Below are 16,645 nucleotides of genomic sequence, written 5' to 3'. Positions count from 1 at the left end.
CTCGGCGGGAGGAGACTTGTGATGGAGCCGCCCGACTACCCAATGCACGATCGGCTGAGGCGACTTTTCAGCTCAACGTTGACTCTCGCCGCCTTATTGTGCGGGACGATTATTTTTCAGCACATGAGCAAGTTGAAAGCGGCTGGCCCCGGTGTTGGTGACGGCAATAGCAAGGTGGATAAGGCGGGCTCGCGTGAAGCGTTTCTGGAGGCCTACAAGGTTCTCATGCACCCCCGTTGCATGAACTGCCACCCGGCGGGCGACATTCCCCTCCAGGGGGACGACAGCCACCTGCACGCCCAGAACGTCAAGCGCGGCCCTGACGGTAAAGGGCTCTATGCACTCAAGTGTGCCAACTGTCATCAAGAGAGCAATCTGCCGGGTGAAAACATGCCCCCTGGAAACCCGCACTGGCAACTCCCGCCTCCCGAGATGCCTCTCGTCTTCCAAGGCAAGTCTCCCGGCGAGCTTGCTCGTCAACTGAAAGATCCGAAGACGAATGGGAACAAGACGCTGGAGCAGTTGCTTCACCACGTCTCGGAAGACAAGCTGGTGCTCGGAGGCTGGGAGCCGGGCGATGGCCGTACCAAGCCGCCACTCTCGCACGCTCAGTTCGTGAAGAAGATGCGTGAATGGGTCGAGAACGGGGCTGTGGTTCCGGAGTGAGCAGAACGGGGCGTCCGGGATAACAATGAAGGTGAGGGAAACTTCTGAGGCGGGCGAAGCTTCTGAGAGGAACTCTCGACGTTCTCCGCTCGCCTCATAGGTTTCGGCCTCAGTGAGGGTGAGCTTCCACCATGCCGGCTTCTTCGGTCCCGTTCTCTTCGGGATCGAGCAGACTCTCCGCCTTGGAGAAACGGTCGTTGAACCACTGGATCACGAAATAGAAGACGGGGGTGAGGAAGATCCCGAAGAGCGTGACGCCGAGCATACCGCTGAACACGGCCGTGCCCAACGTTCGGCGCATCTCGGCTCCCGCTCCCTCGGAGAGGACCAAGGGCACGACGCCCAGGATGAACGCGAACGAGGTCATCATGATCGGGCGGAGCCGCAAGGCGCAGGCCTCGAGGGTCGCCTGGCGGCGGGGCACTCCCGCATCACGTCTGGATTTGGCGAACTCGACGATCAAAATGGCATTTTTGCAGGCCAGGCCGACAAGGACGACGAAGCCGACTTGGGTAAAGATGTTGATGTCCATCTTTGTGAAAAGCACGCCCGCGACCGAGCAGAGCAAACACATCGGCACGACCAGGATCACGGAGAAGGGGAGCGACCAACTCTCGTACTGCGCGGCGAGGACCAGGAAGACGAGCACAACGGCGAGCACGAACACCATCATCGCCGTGGACCCTGTCTCAAGCTGTAAGAGGGCAAGCTCGGTCCATTCGGAACGCATCGTTTGTGGGAGTTCGGCTTTGGCGACCTTTTCCATCAGGCCGATGGCCTGGCCGGAACTGACTCCGGGAGCCGGGTTGCCATTGATGGCGGCGGCCGGATACATATTGTACCGCATGACCAGGACCGGCCCGTTCATATCGCGGATTTCCGCCATCGCCCCGAGCGGAGCCATGCCTCCGCTCCTGTTGCGGATCTTGAGCTGTTTGAGGTCGGAGATCTGCTTGCGGTAGTTGGAATCTCCCTGGACGTTAACCTGCCAGGTGCGGCCGAACTTGTTGAAGTCGTTGACGTAGAGCGAACCCAGGTAGACTTGCAGCGTGTTGAATACTTCGCTTGTCGCGACACCCATGGTCTCAACCTTGTTCCGGTCGATGTCGAGGAAGAGCCAAGGGGTATTCGCCCGGAAGCTGGTGAAGAGACCTTCAAGACCTGTCGTGTTGTTGCCCTCGCCCACGATCCGATCGGCCGCGGATTGGAGCGAGTCGAGACCGGTATCACCGCGATCTTCGACCACGAGCTTGAATCCGCCCGCCGTGCCAAGGCCCTCGATTGGGGGGGCTCCGAAGATGTTGATGAGGCCGTCCTGGATCTCATCCTGGAGCACCGTTTGAAGCTTGGCGGCAATCGCATTGCCCGAGAGTTCGTGGGATTCACGGTGTGAGAAGTCATCAAGCATGACATACATCGCGCCGAAGTTGGGCGCGTTGGCATTGAGTAAGATCGACTGGCCGGCAATCGCGACGGTATGGTTGACCCCCTTCACCTTGGCCGATGCGATCTCGATCTGCTGCATCACGCGCTGGGTCTGTTCCAGCGAGGTCGAGTCCGGCATCTGTACGTTGACCAGCAGATACCCCTTGTCTTGGGTCGGGATGAAGCCGGTGGGGGTATGGGCGAAGCCGAAGTAGGTCAGATAGAGCAGGCCGCCATAGCCGAGGAGGACGATGAAGGAACCGCGGAGCATCACGCCCACAACCCTTGTGTAAGCACCGGTGGCTGCCCGAAATCCCGCATTGAACCCTCGGAAGATCCCGCCCAAGATCCCGTTCAGGATTCGGCTCACGATCAGGCCGCCGAGGGCACCACTCGTAATCGCCGCAGCGATTGCCAGCCAGGCGGGATCGATACCGTTGGCCAGTGTCGGGTGGGTTTTCAGGTAGGCGGCGATTGGGGCCGTGAGGAACTTCCAGCCGAGCCAGCCGCCGAGCAGGCCGTAGGCCGGGCGAGGCAGGGCTTCACCGCCCCCATGCTCTCGCGATCGCAGGAGAAGGGCGGCCAGGGCAGGGCTGAGTGTCAACGAGTTGAACGTCGAGATCAAGGTGGAGGTCGCGATCGTGAGCGCGAACTGGCGGAAGAACTGGCCGACGATCCCCCCGATGAAGGCACAAGGGACGAAGACGGCCGTGAGGACCAGGCCGATGGCGATGACCGGTCCGGAGACCTCCTCCATCGCCTTGGCCGTCGCGTCACGCGGTGAGAGACCGGACTCGATGTGGTGTTCCACCGCCTCGACGACGACGATCGCATCGTCGACCACGATGCCGATGGCCAGGACAAGGCCGAACAGCGTCAGGTTGTTCAGGCTGAACCCGAGCGCCGCCATGATGGCAAACGTACCGACGATCGCCACCGGAACGGCGATCAGCGGAATCACGGCCGACCGCCAGTTCTGAAGAAAGAGGAGAACAACCACCGCCACCAAGATCACGGCATCGCGGAGGGTCTTGAACACTTCATTGACGGACTCGGTGATGAACGGCGTCGTGTCATAGACGATCGCATAGTCGAGCCCGGTCGGAAACCGGCCCTTGAGCTCTTCCATTTTGAGCCGGACGAGCCGGGCGGTTTCCAGCGCGTTGGAGCCGGGCCGCTGGTAAATCGAGAGGGCCACCGACGGCTTGCCGTCCAGGGTACAGCTCTGGTCATACCCTTGGGCCCCGAGCTCGATTCGGGCGACGTCCTTGAGCCGAACGATTCGCCCTTCGGCATCCGTTTTTAAGATCATATCGGCGAACTGGTCGGCGTCGGTCAACCGGCCGAGGGTACTCATCGTGTATTGAAACACTTGCCCGGTCGGGACCGGTGGCTGGCCGATCTGGCCGGCGGCAACCTGGGCGTTCTGCTGTTCGATTGCGCGGGTCACGTCGCTCGAGGTCAGGTTGCGGAACGACATTTTGCCGGGATCGAGCCAGACCCGCATGCTGTAGTCGCGCTGGCCCATGTAGGTGATGTCGCCGACGCCCTCGAGGCGAGCCAGTTCGTCGCGGAGCTGAATCGTGGCGTAGTTGCTCAGGTAGAGGTTCTCCCGGGTTCCGTCCGAAGAGAACAGGTTGACGATCATGAGGATACTGGGCGACTTCTTCTTGACTGTCACGCCTCGTCGTTTGACCAGGTCGGGCAGGATCGGTTCGGCCAGTGACTCCCGATTCTGCACCAGCACTTGCGCCATGTTCAGGTCGACGCCGATCCGGAAAGTGATCGTCAGCTTGTACATGCCGTCGTTCGTGCATTGCGACGACATGTACAGCATGTTCTCCACGCCGTTGATCTGCTGTTCGATCGGCGCCGCCACAGTGTCGGCCACGACCTGCGCGTTTGCGCCGGGGTAGTAGGCCGACACTTCCACCGTTGGCGGCGCGATGTCGGGGTACTGCGCGATCGGCAGCGTGAACACGGCGATTCCGCCGGCCAGCGTGATCACGATCGAGAGGACCGTGGCGAAGATGGGCCGATCGATAAAGAAACGTGAGAACATGGCGAGATATTACCTCTGCGTCAATGACCCCTCGGGGCGGGAGGCAAAGCTTGGCCCTTAGCCGTTCGAGGTCGGCGGAGTCTCGTGTACGTGGGGGGCCATTCCGTTGGTCGGCGTGACGGTTTGCGGGTGGGTGGAGCTGTTCCCCCCCTTGGATTCCACCAACGCCTGCTCCGTATGGAGGCCCGCTCCATTTGTCGGCGTCGGCGCGATTGTGGCCGGCTCCTTCAAATCGGGCTTGAGCGAAAGGGGAACATGACCATTGGTGCCGTGCCCATTCGAGCTCGGCGCGGTGATGGCGAGCGGCCTGGTGCGTCGGCCGAGTTTTCTGAGAAACCGCAAGGAGAGAAGCCCGAGCAAAGCGTCGCTCACCCGCTCGATCCACTTCAGATGAAGCAGCCGGGACTCGCTCAGGCGGTCGATGACGTAGAAGAAGACCGGGGTCAGGAAGATCCCGAAGAAGGTCACTCCGATCATCCCGCTGAACACGGTCGTCCCGAGGATCCGCCTCATCTCCGCACCTGCCCCGTGCGAAGTGATCAGCGGGACGACCCCTAGGATGAAGGCGAGGGAGGTCATCACGATCGGTCGTAGCCGCAACCGGCAGGCTTGCAAGGTCGCTTCACGCGGCGTTTCCCCTTGCTCACGCAACGACTTTGAGAACTCGACGATCAGGATCGCGTTTTTGCTCGCCAGGCCGACCAGCACGACGAATCCGATCTGCGTAAAGATGTTGATGTCCGAGCCGGAATAACGAACGCCGATGATCGAGCCGAGCAGGCACATCGGAACGACGAGGATGACGGCCAGTGGCAACGACCAGCTCTCATACTGGGCGGCGAGCACCAGGAAGACCATAACTACGGCGAAGCCAAAGACGATCATGGCGGTATTGCCCGCCTGGATCTCCAGATAGGCCAGTTCGGTCCACTCGGTGGCCATCGACGGCAGTAACTCGGCCTTGGCCAGGCGCTCCATGAGTTCGATGCCGGTGCCCGAACTTACTCCCGGTGCCGAGCTTCCATTCACGGGCGCGGCGGGGTACATGTTGTATCGAGTGAGGACGAGAGGGCCGGTGTCCTCGCGGATATCCGCGAGCGCGGCCACCGGGACCATGGTGCCCTTGGCATTCCGGACCTTGAGCCGCTTGGCATCATCAATCGTGTTGCGGAACTTGGCGTCCGCCTGGACGATGACCTGCCAGGTGCGGCCGAATCGGTTGAAGTCATTCACATAGAGTGAGCCGAGATAGATCCGGAGTGTGTCGAATAAGTCTTGCAACTGGACTTCTTTCGCCATGCACTCCTTGCGGTTGACCTCGGCGTAGAGCTGCGGGACATTGGCGCGAAAGACCGAGGTGAGCCCGACAAACGCCGGTTTTTGGGCCCCCTCTTTTTGAACCCCCTCTTTCTGGGGGACTTTCGAGGAACCGAGCAAGGTTTTCAAGGCGTCCCAGGGCGAATCGGCCTTGGCCTCAACCTTGACGTTCTTCGCTTGATCGACCAGGTTCTCGGTCTGCCCCTGCAAGGTTCGCGACCCGAGGTCACCGCGATCCTCGACCATGAGCTTGAAACCGCCCGCACGACCGACTCCACGTACCGGAGGCGGCCCGAGGACCGTCATGATCGCCTCGGGAACGTCGTTCTCGTAACGCTCGCGGAGTTGCTTGGCGATGGCGTCGCTCGAGAGATTCGGGGCTCTGCGTTTGGAGAACTCATCAAGGATCACAAACATCGAACCGAAGTTCGATCCGTTGGCGCTCAGCAAGAGCGACATACCGCTTGTCGACTGCGTGTGCTTGACCCCAGGGACCTCGTGCGCAATCTTCTCAAGCCGATTCATGACCGCGGCGCTTCGCTCCGACGCGGCCGAGTCGGGGAGTTGGACATTGACGAGCAGGTATCCCATGTCCTGCGACGGGATGAATCCCGAGGGGGTATGGCTCAGCCCCCAGTAGGTCAGATAGAGCAGGCCGCCATAGCCCAGCAAGACGATGAAGGAGACCCTGAGCATCCAGCCCACAACACGTGTATAGGCTCCCGTGCCACGACGGAAGCCCCAGTTGAACAACCCGAAAAAACCACCGAACAGCCGATTCAGGATCTTGGAGACGAGCCAGCCGACCGTCAGGCCGGCCGCAATGGCCAGCAACACCACGGCCCACGCCGCCGCAGTGTCTTGATGAACGAGCCGAGGCGCGAACAGGGGCGTGAGATATTTCCAGCCGAGCCATCCTCCCAACAGCGCGTAGGCTTGCCGAGGTAAGGCCTCGTTTCCCCCGTGCCCTTTCGGTCGCAGCAACATCGCGGCCAGTGCCGGGCTGAGGGTCAACGAGTTAAACGTTGAGATCAAGGTGGAGGTCGCGATCGTGAGCGCGAACTGGCGGAAGAACTGGCCGACGATGCCGCTGATGAAGGCGCAAGGGACGAAGACGGCCGAGAGGACCAGGCCGATCGCGATGACCGGCCCCGAAACCTCTTCCATCGCCTTGATCGTCGCCGCCCGTGGTTTCAACCCGCGCTCGATGTGGTGCTCAACCGCCTCGACCACCACGATGGCGTCGTCAACCACGATGCCGATGGCCAGGACGAGCCCGAAGAGGGTCAGGTTGTTGAGTGTGAAGCCCATCGCAATCAGGACGGCAAACGTGCCGACGATCGCTACCGGAACGGCGATCAGCGGAATGATCGACGATCGCCAGCTCTGTAAGAATAAGAGAACGACGATTGCGACGAGGACGATGGCCTCTCGCAAGGTTTTGAAAACTTCCTCAATCGACTCCCGAATGAACGGTGTGGTGTCGTAGCGGATTTCATAACCCACACCCGGCGGGAAATCGGCAGCGAGCTCCGCGATTTTCGCTTTCACGACGTCGGCGACGTCGAGGGCATTGGCATCGGGGAGCTGAAAGACTGCCAGGCTCACGGTGGGATTGCCGTTGACTCGGCCGCTGACGTCCTCATTCTTGGAGCCGAGCTCGACGCGGGCGACATCCTTGATCCGGACGACTCGGCCTTCAGGCGTGGCCCGGACGATGACGTTCTCGAATTGTTCGACTTCGATGAGCCGGCCCATCGTGCTTAGCGTTAACTGCGTTCGTTGGCCGGCTGCCACCGGGGGTTGACCGATCTGCCCGGTTGCCACCTGCATGTTCTGCGAACGCAAGGCGGCGACCACGTCGCTGGCCGTCATGCTTCGGGCGGCAAGTTGCTCGGGATCGACCCAGATCCGCATGCTGTAATCGCGCTGACCCATCATGTTCACGTCGCTGACGCCCGGCACGCGAGCCAGCTCGTCTTTGATGTGCATGAGCGCGTAGTTGCTGAGATAGAGTTGAGTGCGGCTGGCGTCGGGAGAACTGATCGCGATCGCCATCAAGATGTCGGGCGACTTCTTCCGGGTGGTTACGCCGGTCTGCTTGAGAACGTCCGGCAGGCGCGGGATGGCCAGGCTCACGCGATTCTGCACGAGCACCTGGGCCACGTTGAGATCGACGCCGTGCTTGAAGGTCACAGTGAGGTTGTAGGAGCCGTCATTGGTGCATTGCGACGACATGTACATCATGTCTTCGACGCCGTTGACTTGCTCCTCGATCGGCGTGGCGACGGATTCGGCGACGACCTGAGCGCTGGCGCCCGGGAAGCGGCAATCCACCTGGACGACCGGAGGGGAGATCGGCGGATAGAGCGCAATCGGCATCGCGAAGAGCGCGATTGCGCCCGCCAGCGTGATCACGATCGAGAGGACCGAGGCGAAGATCGGTCGATCGATGAAAAAGCGCGAGATCAAAGCCGATTCTCCCTCTTGAGTTACGACATCACCCTTGGCCTTCGGTCCCCATTGCTCAGGACCGGGCCTCGGGTGCAACAGCTCCACGCCGAGGCGATTCAAGGAGCTGTGTTACTCACGCGACGCTTGGGTGGCCTTTGCGGGGTCGCTTGTCCCTTGCAGTGCGTCTCCCGAGGAGGGTGGGGGAGGGGCATCTTCCCAGAGCCGCGTCTCAACCTTTGCACCGGGGCGGACCCGCTGGTGGCCTCGGACAATGACGAACTCGTCCGGCTGGAGACCGTCCTCGATTACTCGGAGGCCGCCGATCGTCCGGCCCACCTTCACGGTGCGGTCGATGACGACATGTTCCATCTCCGACTCGCTCTTGGCCCCCTTCTTCTTCTCATCCTTGACCACGTAAAGGTATTTGCGACCTTGATCGGTGGCGATCGCGTCTTCAGGAATCAAGGTTTCTTTATGCGCGGCGCCGATTGGCAACCGGACTCTGGTAAAGAGGCCCGGGGAGAGCACGCGGGAAGTGGTATTCGGCGTCTTCGGATTATCGATGATGCCACGAACGCGCAGGGTTCCCGTGCTGGGATCCACCTTGTTGTCGCTGAAGTTGATCGTCCCGCGATGGGGAAAGCCATCCTCATCGGAAAGGCCGATCAACACGGGAACCTCTGCTTCCGCACGCGATTTGACGCGACCTTCGCGGATCAGGCGGCGAATTTTCAGGATGGTTCGCTCATCGATATCAAAGTTGACGTACATCGGGTCGAGGGAAACGATGGACGTGAGGATCGTCTCATCGGCTTTCACCAGATTTCCGGGGTCAACCAAGCGGCGACTGAGCCTTCCGCTGATCGGCGACTTGATCTTGGTGAACTCGACGTTGAGCTTGGCCAGGTCGCGCCCCGACATGGCCACGCCGACCATGGCCAAAGCTTCGGCACGATCGCCGGTGAATTTGTCATACTCTTCTCGGCTGATATTTCCTCGGTTGAAGAGATTCTTGGCGCGGCGGAGATCGGCATCCAACCGGTTCAGGTGGGCCTCGCCCTGAAGGATCGTTGCCTCCGTCCGCGCGAGCTCGGCCTGATAAGGGCGAGGGTCGATTTCGAACAGCAGGTCGCCTTCCTTGACCTCGTCTCCGTCCTTGAAACTGACCTTTTCGAGATAACCGGTGACTCGCGCCCTGACGTCGACGGAGAAGACCGCCTCGGTCCTTCCGGTGAAGTCTTCATAGTCGGTCACGTCATCCGTGATCGCACGACTCACGATGACTGTGGGGGGCTTGGTCTGGACCATCTTCGGCTTCTCAGCTTCGCACCCGAGAATCGCGAGGCAGCAAGCAGGAATCAGAATGAGTGCGCGTGCTCGATTCATAAAAAATAAGCTCCGACGATGGTCACCCGGAATCAGCGATCAACTCGGATTCTGCGTCCCTGAGTTGTTCATCTTGAGATTCCTTCTTCCAGGCAATCACCAGACAAGAATGCGTCAAAACCGGAGACTTCGGCCCATCCTTAAGCGGGCAAACTCTGATTCGAGTCCACTGCCGTGGGAATCAAGAAGGTTCGTCGCATCGTGAGTCGTTCCTGGGTTCGAATCGCCTCGGGACGACCGGCCGTTTCTGTAACATCGACTCATGGGCCAACGCACTCTTGGCCCATTCGCTGGCGCTCCGACTCGCTCAAGATCCCGTAAAAGACCACGTCAAGAATGTCTTTCGCCTGCTGCTCGGGCGGTTTCTTCTGGCCGCTAAAATAGTTTGTGAACATGGTGCCATAGAGCAAGCTATTAATGGTGTCCGTGATCCGTTCAACGGGGATCTCGCGAACCCGTCCTTCAAGAATGAGCGAGCCAAAGAGGACCCGCCAGCGCAGGACATTGGTGTCTTGGTGCTCGAAATAGGTCGACTTCTTGCGATCTTTGAACAGAGCCCGTTCTTGCACTAGGAGCTCGACGAACTCAGGATGCTTCTCGAAGAAGACCAGGTATGTGTGGATGGCGCGAGCGATGCGATCGAACGGATCCTCAATATTGGCGATCACGGAATCAACAGACTGGCGAAGTTGGCGCATCACCCGATCGACGGCTGCGAGGAAAAGGTCTCGCTTGCTGGGAAAATAGCGGTAGAGGGTTCCCTTGCCAATTTGAAGTCGTTCCACGAGAACCTGGGTCACGGTGTCGGAAAAGCCGTGCTCGGCGAAGAGCTTCGTGGCCGCCTCAAGAATTTCCTCGCGACGCCCACACGGGCTCGGTTCGACACTCTGTTCCGGTCCGGCCCCGCTCTCGGTCGTACGATTCAAGGCAAGGCTCCGCGTCATCAACGGGTTGTGCTTTGAGTTGAGCCCCCTCTTTGAGACCTGCGTCCGGAACGCTTGCGGTCAAGCCTAGCCAACCGTTTACGTCAAGCGATCCAGAGATTCCGCCCAGCGATCCCTTGCAAGCTCAACGTTGTGGATCGCCGTCGGGTTTCAAGCAGACACAACAAGGGGGGGATCGAATCGTAACGAAGCGGGTTGTCCGGGTAGCGGGGGAGGGCCAATCGGCGGCTGGCTGGATGAATGATCGAACCGTCTCGCTCGCTCCGAGACCCTTCGGAAACAAGTCGCCTCGCTTCAAAACAAAGCGATGCGAGAGACCAATCGCACACGACGAGGCAGGTTTTGAATCAGGTTCAGGTGCGGACTGACCAGTCAGTCCGTGTAAAAATCATAGTCAACTGCGCCCATTCGTCAATCGTCCGTACGTCGAACCGACCCATTTTTTGGAGTTGATGGGGGGAGTCTGACGATCTTAGGGCGTGTAAATCCGAAGCGATTGAAGCGACTTGGCGGGGCGTCCCTTTTTCTCTGAACGGCCGGGCCAGCCGCGCGATTGGAAGAAGCTTGTGCGCAGGCAGGGCGGCTGGCTTGGCCGGTGGAATGCCTCATTTCCCAGGGGAGCTCGCCTTTTTCGTTGAGCAGGGAAGGCCGAGTCGTTCGCGGAGGTAATGTCCCGTGTGGCTCTCGGGCGATTCGGCCACGTCGTTTGGGGTTCCCATGGCGACGATCTGGCCGCCGGCATCTCCCCCTTCCGGACCCAGGTCGATCACCCAGTCGGCGGTTTTGATGACGTCGATGTTGTGCTCGATGACGACGACGGTGTTTCCGAGGTCGGCCAGCCGGTGCAAGACTTTGAGGAGTCGGTCGACGTCGGCGAAGTGGAGGCCGGTCGTCGGCTCGTCGAGGATGTAGAAGGTCCGGCCCGATGCAGGGCGGCCGAGCTCGGCGGCGAGCTTGACGCGCTGGGCTTCACCGCCGGAAAGGGTCGAGCTCGACTGACCGAGGGTCACATAGCCGAGCCCGGCTTCATGCAACGACTCGATCCCCGGTCGGACTTTGGGCTGGGCGTCGAAGACGTCGAGCGCCGCGTCGACTCGGAGGTCGAGCACGTCGCCGATCGAGAGTCCTTTGAAGCGGACCTCAAGCGTCTGCCGGTTGTATCGCTTCCCACCGCAGGCGTCGCAAGTGACGAACATGTCGGGAAGGAAGTTCATCTCGATTTTTCGGACCCCTTGCCCCTGGCAGCTCTCGCAACGGCCCCCTTTGACGTTGAAGCTGAACCGGCTGGCCGGGTAGCCGCGAATCTTGGCCTCGCGGGTCCGGGCGAACACTTTGCGAATCTCGTCGAAGACCCCGGTGTAGGTCGCCGGGGTCGAACGCGGGCCGCGACCGATCGGTGCCTGGTCGATCTCCACTAACTTGTCGACGGATGCCAAACCGTCGATTCGTTGGTGTGCCCCTGGTCTCGGCCCTGCATTTCCGAGAGCGCGGCGCATCGCGCGGCCGAGCACGTCGTTGACCAAGGTACTCTTGCCCGACCCGCTCACTCCGGATACGCCGATGAGTGTGCCGAGGGGGAACCGGGCATCGATCCCCTTGAGGTTCCGCTCCGTCGCCCCCACGACCTCGATTGACCCTGCACTCTGAGCGAGGCGTCGGGCCTTGGGCACCGCGTTCGGGACGTTCTGACGCAAGTACTCGGCGGTCGCCGACTTGCCTACGACGACGAGCGCATCAGGAGGCCCGGTCGCGACGATTTGTCCCCCTTCAGGTCCAGCGCCCGGCCCCAGGTCGATCAGCCAATCGGCCGCGCGGATGGTGGCCTCGTCATGCTCGACGACCACGAGGCTGTTCCCCTGGTCACGGAGTTGTTCCAGGCTCGCCAGCAATTTGCCGGTATCGCGGGGATGAAGTCCGGCCGTTGGTTCGTCGAGGATGTAGCAGACGCCAACCAGCCCCGAGCCGATCTGGGTGGCGAGGCGAACCCGCTGGAGCTCTCCGCCGGAGAGGGTGTCGGATCCGCGTGCCAAGGTCAGATAGCCGAGGCCCACACGCTCGAGGAACTCGATCCGGTTGATGATTTCCGGCACAAGAGGACGACCGACAGGTTCTAGCGGAGCCTCGAATGTGAGGTTGGCGATGAATTTGCGAATCTCCGGAAGCGGTCGAGTCAGGACTTCGTGAATCGTTTGTCCGCCCACGGTCACGGCTCGGGCCTCGGGGCGGAGCCGGGCACCTTGGCAGTCGGGGCAGGTGGTCTGATCGTGGAAGTGTCCGAGCGCAGTCCGACGTGCCTCGGTTTTCGACGTGCTGAACTCGTGCTCGAGCACCGCCGTCAGACCAGCGTAATCCAGGTCGGGATCACCGGCGAAGAGTCGGTGATAGGTCTTCTCCGGCCAGTCGGCGAGGGGGGTATTGCGGGTCAGCCGGCTTCGTTTGAGAAGCGCGGATAGCCCCGGATCCAGGAGGAAATCGTCTTGGGCGCTTGAGCGAAGCCCTCTCCAGGGAGCGATCGCTCCCTCGGCGAGGGATATTGAGCGATCGGGTACGACGAGTTCCGGATCGAAGGCCGAGAGCGTTCCCAACCCGCCGCAGGTGGCACAGGCGCCGTGGGGGCTGTTGAAGCTGAAGGTGCGCGGCTCGAGTTCCTCGAATCCGGTGCCACACGAGGGGCAGGCGTACTTGACGCTGAGCACCAGGTCGTCCCACCCTGCGTCGGTCTGGGCGGAGAGGACGACGGTGCCTTCCCCGAGTTTCAGGGCCAGGTCGATGCTTTCGGCGAGCCTTGGCCGGATTCCCTCGCGCACTACGAGTCGATCGACGACGGCCTCGACGTGGTGGGCGCGGTTCCTTGCGAGCTTCGGTGGGTCATCCGTCATTTCGACGATCTGTCCGTCGACGCGAGCGCGGAGTAATCCCGCTCGTCGGATCGCCTCGAACGCCTCGCGATGCTCTCCTTTCCGGCCCCGGACCAGAGGGGCAAGCACCAGGACTTTGCGGCCCTCGCGCATGGCGAGGACCCCCGCAACCATTTGCTCCGGGGTCTGGCGTCGGATCGCCTGACCGCAGCCGGGGCAATGCGGAATCCCGGTGCGGGCGTAGAGCAGGCGGAAGTAGTCGTGAATCTCGGTCAGTGTGCCGACGGTGCTCCGAGGATTGACCGCGCCGGCGCGCTGGTCGATCGAGACGGTCGGCGGGAGACCTTCGATCAGGTCGACGTCGGGCCGTTCCAACTGGTCGAGAAACTGGCGAGCGAAGCTGGTGAGGCTCTCGATGTAGCGCCGCTGCCCTTCGGCATAGAGGGTGTCGAAGGCCAGAGAGCTTTTCCCCGAGCCGCTGACCCCCGTCAAAACCACGAGCCGATCGCGCGGCAGATCGATATCGATGTTGCGGAGGTTGTGGACCCGCGCGCCTTGAACGCGAATCCGATCGACCCAGGTTGAATCCGACGTTCCGCGGGAGGGACGATCCGTCATTCCCCAAGCTCTCCTTAACGACCAACCGACCAACGACCTTCGCGACCGAATCCGACGCTATCCCCTTTCAGCCTACAGCCTCTTGGGAAAGAGTCGCAAGTTGGCCGCCGGGCACTTCCAGACCTAGAGGGTTCGGGTTACACTCGACCTCGACGCAATCGACTTGCTCACCTCAGGATCGGGTTGCCTCGGAAACCGCTCGAGGCGAATCAGGGATCGCATCACGTGAATCATCCGACTTCCGTCGTTCGGCGTCTGTCCCAAGCCCTGACTCTTGTCGGGCTTCTGGTGGGAACGTCGGCCTGGGCGCAACTGCCGACGGCCGAGGAACGGCTCAAAATCCTGACCGATCCCGAGAGTGTGAAGGCCAAGGTCGAGAAGGACAAGACGAGGCCGCCACTCGAACTCTTTCGGTCACAGATCGCCCCTTTCGACATTCTCCCTTTCGTCAAGGCGAACCACTGGAGCACGCTCTCTCTCGAGATGCGGGCGAACTACGACGATTACGTCGGGATGCTCCACACCTCACCCGTCCGGATGCTCGGCATGCCTCGCGAGGGGGAACTTGCGGCCGATGCCCCGCAAGAGGTGATCTATCGGCGTGAGGTTCGGCTGCTTAAGGAACAGCGGGCGAAGCTTGGTTTACAGATCATGATGCCCCGCATCCCCAAGGAGTTGGGTCTGGAATTGACCAGGCCCGAGGCCATCCGGGCCGACGAGATCTGGCAGGCGAGTCTTCGGGTGCTCGAACCCTTCCAGATGCTGATTCTCATCCTGAGCAAGGATGAGACCGACCTCTATTCCCGCTGGGGCCAATTTCAGGCGATGGCTCCGCTTTCGGCCGATCGCGAAGATGCGCAGGTTTTCGACAAACAGCGCTACTACCGGATGGTCTTGCCGATGGAGAGCGGTACATTCCCCCTCTCGTCGCACCCCCTCACCTGGACCACCTTGAGCCACATCATCTGGGACGGACTCCCCGCCGAGCGACTTACCCCCGCGCAGCAACAGGCGATGCTTGATTGGCTCCATTGGGGCGGTCAATTAATCCTGATCGGCGGCGCTCGACCTTCGTTCGCAGCCTTGGGCGACAGCTTCCTTGGGCCTTATCTGCCGGCCTCCCTCTCGGGTGAAAGCGATCTTCTCAACGAAAGCGATTTGAAACCGTTGTCGGATGCGTTTCGCCCGATCATTCCGTACGCGGTCCGCGAAGAACCTGTGCCCGTTCCCGAGGTCGATACGGAGGCCCAAAGACGCCAGCACGCCTACCTCGACCCGGAACCGATTCGTCCCGCGTCGAACCGGCCGGTCTATCTGGCGGGACTTCGGCCGAACCCAGGCGCCTCGACGCTTCGCCTGGGAGAGTCGAGCGAGCGGATCCTGGGGGTGGAACAACGCGTGGGCCGGGGGCGAATCCTGATGCTGGCGCTCAATCCGACCGACCCGGCGCTGGTCGCCTGGCCGGGGCTCGATACGCTCGTGCGTCGGGTGATCCTCCGCCGCCCGGAGGACAATGTGTTCGGATGGGGAGGCTGGAACGGGCGGAGCGTCGAACCGGCCAAGTTCGGTCCTCTGCTGGGCCCCGATCTGAGCTGGTTCCGGATCCTGAGCCGAGACCTCGGCGCCTCGCTCCCGAGGCCTTACGTCAAGCCGGCTGCCGATCCGGTGGACGAGGTCACGGGGCTGAACACAAACCCGGTGGCGTCGCCCGGGGCAGAAGCGGCCGCCGAGAATGCTGCGAATTCCGCAAATTCCGTTGCCGAGTGGGTGGATTCTTCGGCCTTGCCGAAGATGAGCCGCGATGCGCTAGAGGATGCCTCGGGAATCTCGATCCCGAGTTCCGGATTCGTTCTCAAGGTGATCTTGGCCTATGTGCTTGCCCTGGTTCCCCTGAACTGGCTAATATGCCGATATGTATTCGGACGGCGAGAGTGGGCCTGGGTCGTGGTCCCCGTATTGTCGCTCGGGTTTGCCATCGGGGTGGAACGCGCTGCGGCTTACGACATGGGCTATGACATGGCCTGCGACGAAATTGATGTCCTTGAGACCTACGGCGACTATCCGCGAGCGCATCTCAGCCGGTTCGCGTCGTTGTACACGACCGGCCGGATTCGGTTCACCATTTCCTTTCCCAACGACCCGACCGCGCTGGCTCTGCCCTTGGATAACGGCCGTTCGCTCCGTGGTGAGGATATCACGACGTCGAACTGGCAATCGCAGCCGGTGCCTGCGCTCGAGGGGTTTCAGGTGCAACCGCGCAGCCTCTCTTTGTTCCGTGCCGAGCAGATGGTCAATTTGCCGGGCGCGATCACCCTGGTGACTGATGCCGAGGGGCGGCGGATTGTCAATGCGACCGATCTGGAACTGAAGGATGCGACCGTGGTTGAGGTGAACGGCCCCAACGACCGGAAGCAAACTTACCTTGGGACGATCAAGCCGGGGGCCACCATCCCGTTGGTGGCAACTCCGGTTCCGCGGATCCCCGCGATCGCCAAGGGCCAGCTCAATCCGAATCCCTTCTTACAAGCTTTTCAGACCTACGCCGAGAATCGTCTTGAGGATCAAGGGGAGATTCGCCTGGTGGCCTGGACGTCGAAGGTGATGGCGGGCGAAAAGTTTGAGCCTGCCGTCGATCGGCATCGCGGCTTCACGGCCGTGGTCGTTCACCTCGAGAATGGCCCCCCTCCCGCGCCCTCGGGACCACGGTACGATTACCTGGCACGTCAAACCGCCCAGGCAACCAGTGAGCCGGTCACGGTCCCCGATCCTGACGAGCCAATGCTGGAGAACGGCGCATCCTCGATTTCGGGCTCCAGACCCAGACTCCTTCGCGGTTCTCCGCCGGCCCCTGTGTCACCAGCCCCTTCTCGCGGCGAGGTGAAGGCTACACCAAAATCCAACGTCCGCTAGCCGAA

The 16,645-nt window shown here is 61.4% G+C and carries 7 protein-coding genes; 2 read left to right on the top strand and 5 right to left on the bottom strand.

Annotated elements, in window-relative coordinates; translation table 11 throughout:
* Nucleotides 1–21: 21 nt before the first annotated feature.
* Nucleotides 22–666, top strand: coding sequence for a hypothetical protein (locus SINAC_RS29520; protein WP_015249221.1), 645 nt, complete (start codon nucleotides 22–24; stop codon nucleotides 664–666).
* A gap of 109 nt (nucleotides 667–775) precedes the next feature.
* Here SINAC_RS29520 and SINAC_RS29515 read toward each other — a convergent pair whose 3' ends face one another.
* From SINAC_RS29515 to uvrA, 5 genes are all read right to left on the bottom strand, one after another.
* Entirely contained in the window at nucleotides 776–4,153 is a 3,378-nt protein-coding gene (locus SINAC_RS29515; protein WP_015249220.1) for an efflux RND transporter permease subunit, read from the bottom strand.
* 57 nt (nucleotides 4,154–4,210) lie between these two features.
* Nucleotides 4,211–7,942: an efflux RND transporter permease subunit gene (locus SINAC_RS29510; protein ID WP_015249219.1), complete on the bottom strand. Its 3,732-nt coding sequence runs from the start codon at nucleotides 7,940–7,942 to the stop codon at nucleotides 4,211–4,213.
* Nucleotides 7,943–8,053: 111 nt separating this feature from the next.
* On the bottom strand, nucleotides 8,054–9,310 hold the full coding sequence (locus SINAC_RS29505) for an efflux RND transporter periplasmic adaptor subunit (protein ID WP_015249218.1): 1,257 nt from the start codon (nucleotides 9,308–9,310) through the stop codon (nucleotides 8,054–8,056).
* A 260-nt stretch (nucleotides 9,311–9,570) separates the two neighbouring features.
* The gene (locus SINAC_RS29500) at nucleotides 9,571–10,236 is read right to left on the bottom strand and encodes a TetR/AcrR family transcriptional regulator (RefSeq protein ID WP_015249217.1); all 666 of its coding nucleotides are present in this window, start codon (nucleotides 10,234–10,236) and stop codon (nucleotides 9,571–9,573) included.
* Nucleotides 10,237–10,859: 623 nt separating this feature from the next.
* The gene (gene uvrA / locus SINAC_RS29495) at nucleotides 10,860–13,730 is read right to left on the bottom strand and encodes an excinuclease ABC subunit UvrA (protein WP_015249216.1); all 2,871 of its coding nucleotides are present in this window, start codon (nucleotides 13,728–13,730) and stop codon (nucleotides 10,860–10,862) included.
* Between the two features lie 225 nt (nucleotides 13,731–13,955).
* Between uvrA and SINAC_RS29490 the strand changes: the two genes are divergently transcribed.
* Complete coding sequence (locus SINAC_RS29490; RefSeq protein WP_237722792.1) at nucleotides 13,956–16,640, top strand: hypothetical protein; 2,685 nt, start codon at nucleotides 13,956–13,958, stop codon at nucleotides 16,638–16,640.
* Nucleotides 16,641–16,645: the final 5 nt, after the last annotated feature.

It is taken from the genome of Singulisphaera acidiphila DSM 18658 (assembly GCF_000242455.2).
GTDB lineage: Bacteria > Planctomycetota > Planctomycetia > Isosphaerales > Isosphaeraceae > Singulisphaera > Singulisphaera acidiphila.
This window is presented reverse-complemented; position numbering and strand designations above follow the sequence as displayed.

Coding starts and splice junctions, on each gene's coding strand:
- SINAC_RS29520 (WP_015249221.1), top strand. CDS start 22: ATGGAGCCGCCCGACTACCCAATGCACGATCGGCTGAGGCGACTTTTC.
- SINAC_RS29515 (WP_015249220.1), bottom strand. CDS start 4,153: ATGTTCTCACGTTTCTTTATCGATCGGCCCATCTTCGCCACGGTCCTC.
- SINAC_RS29505 (WP_015249218.1), bottom strand. CDS start 9,310: ATGAATCGAGCACGCGCACTCATTCTGATTCCTGCTTGCTGCCTCGCG.
- uvrA (WP_015249216.1), bottom strand. CDS start 13,730: ATGACGGATCGTCCCTCCCGCGGAACGTCGGATTCAACCTGGGTCGAT.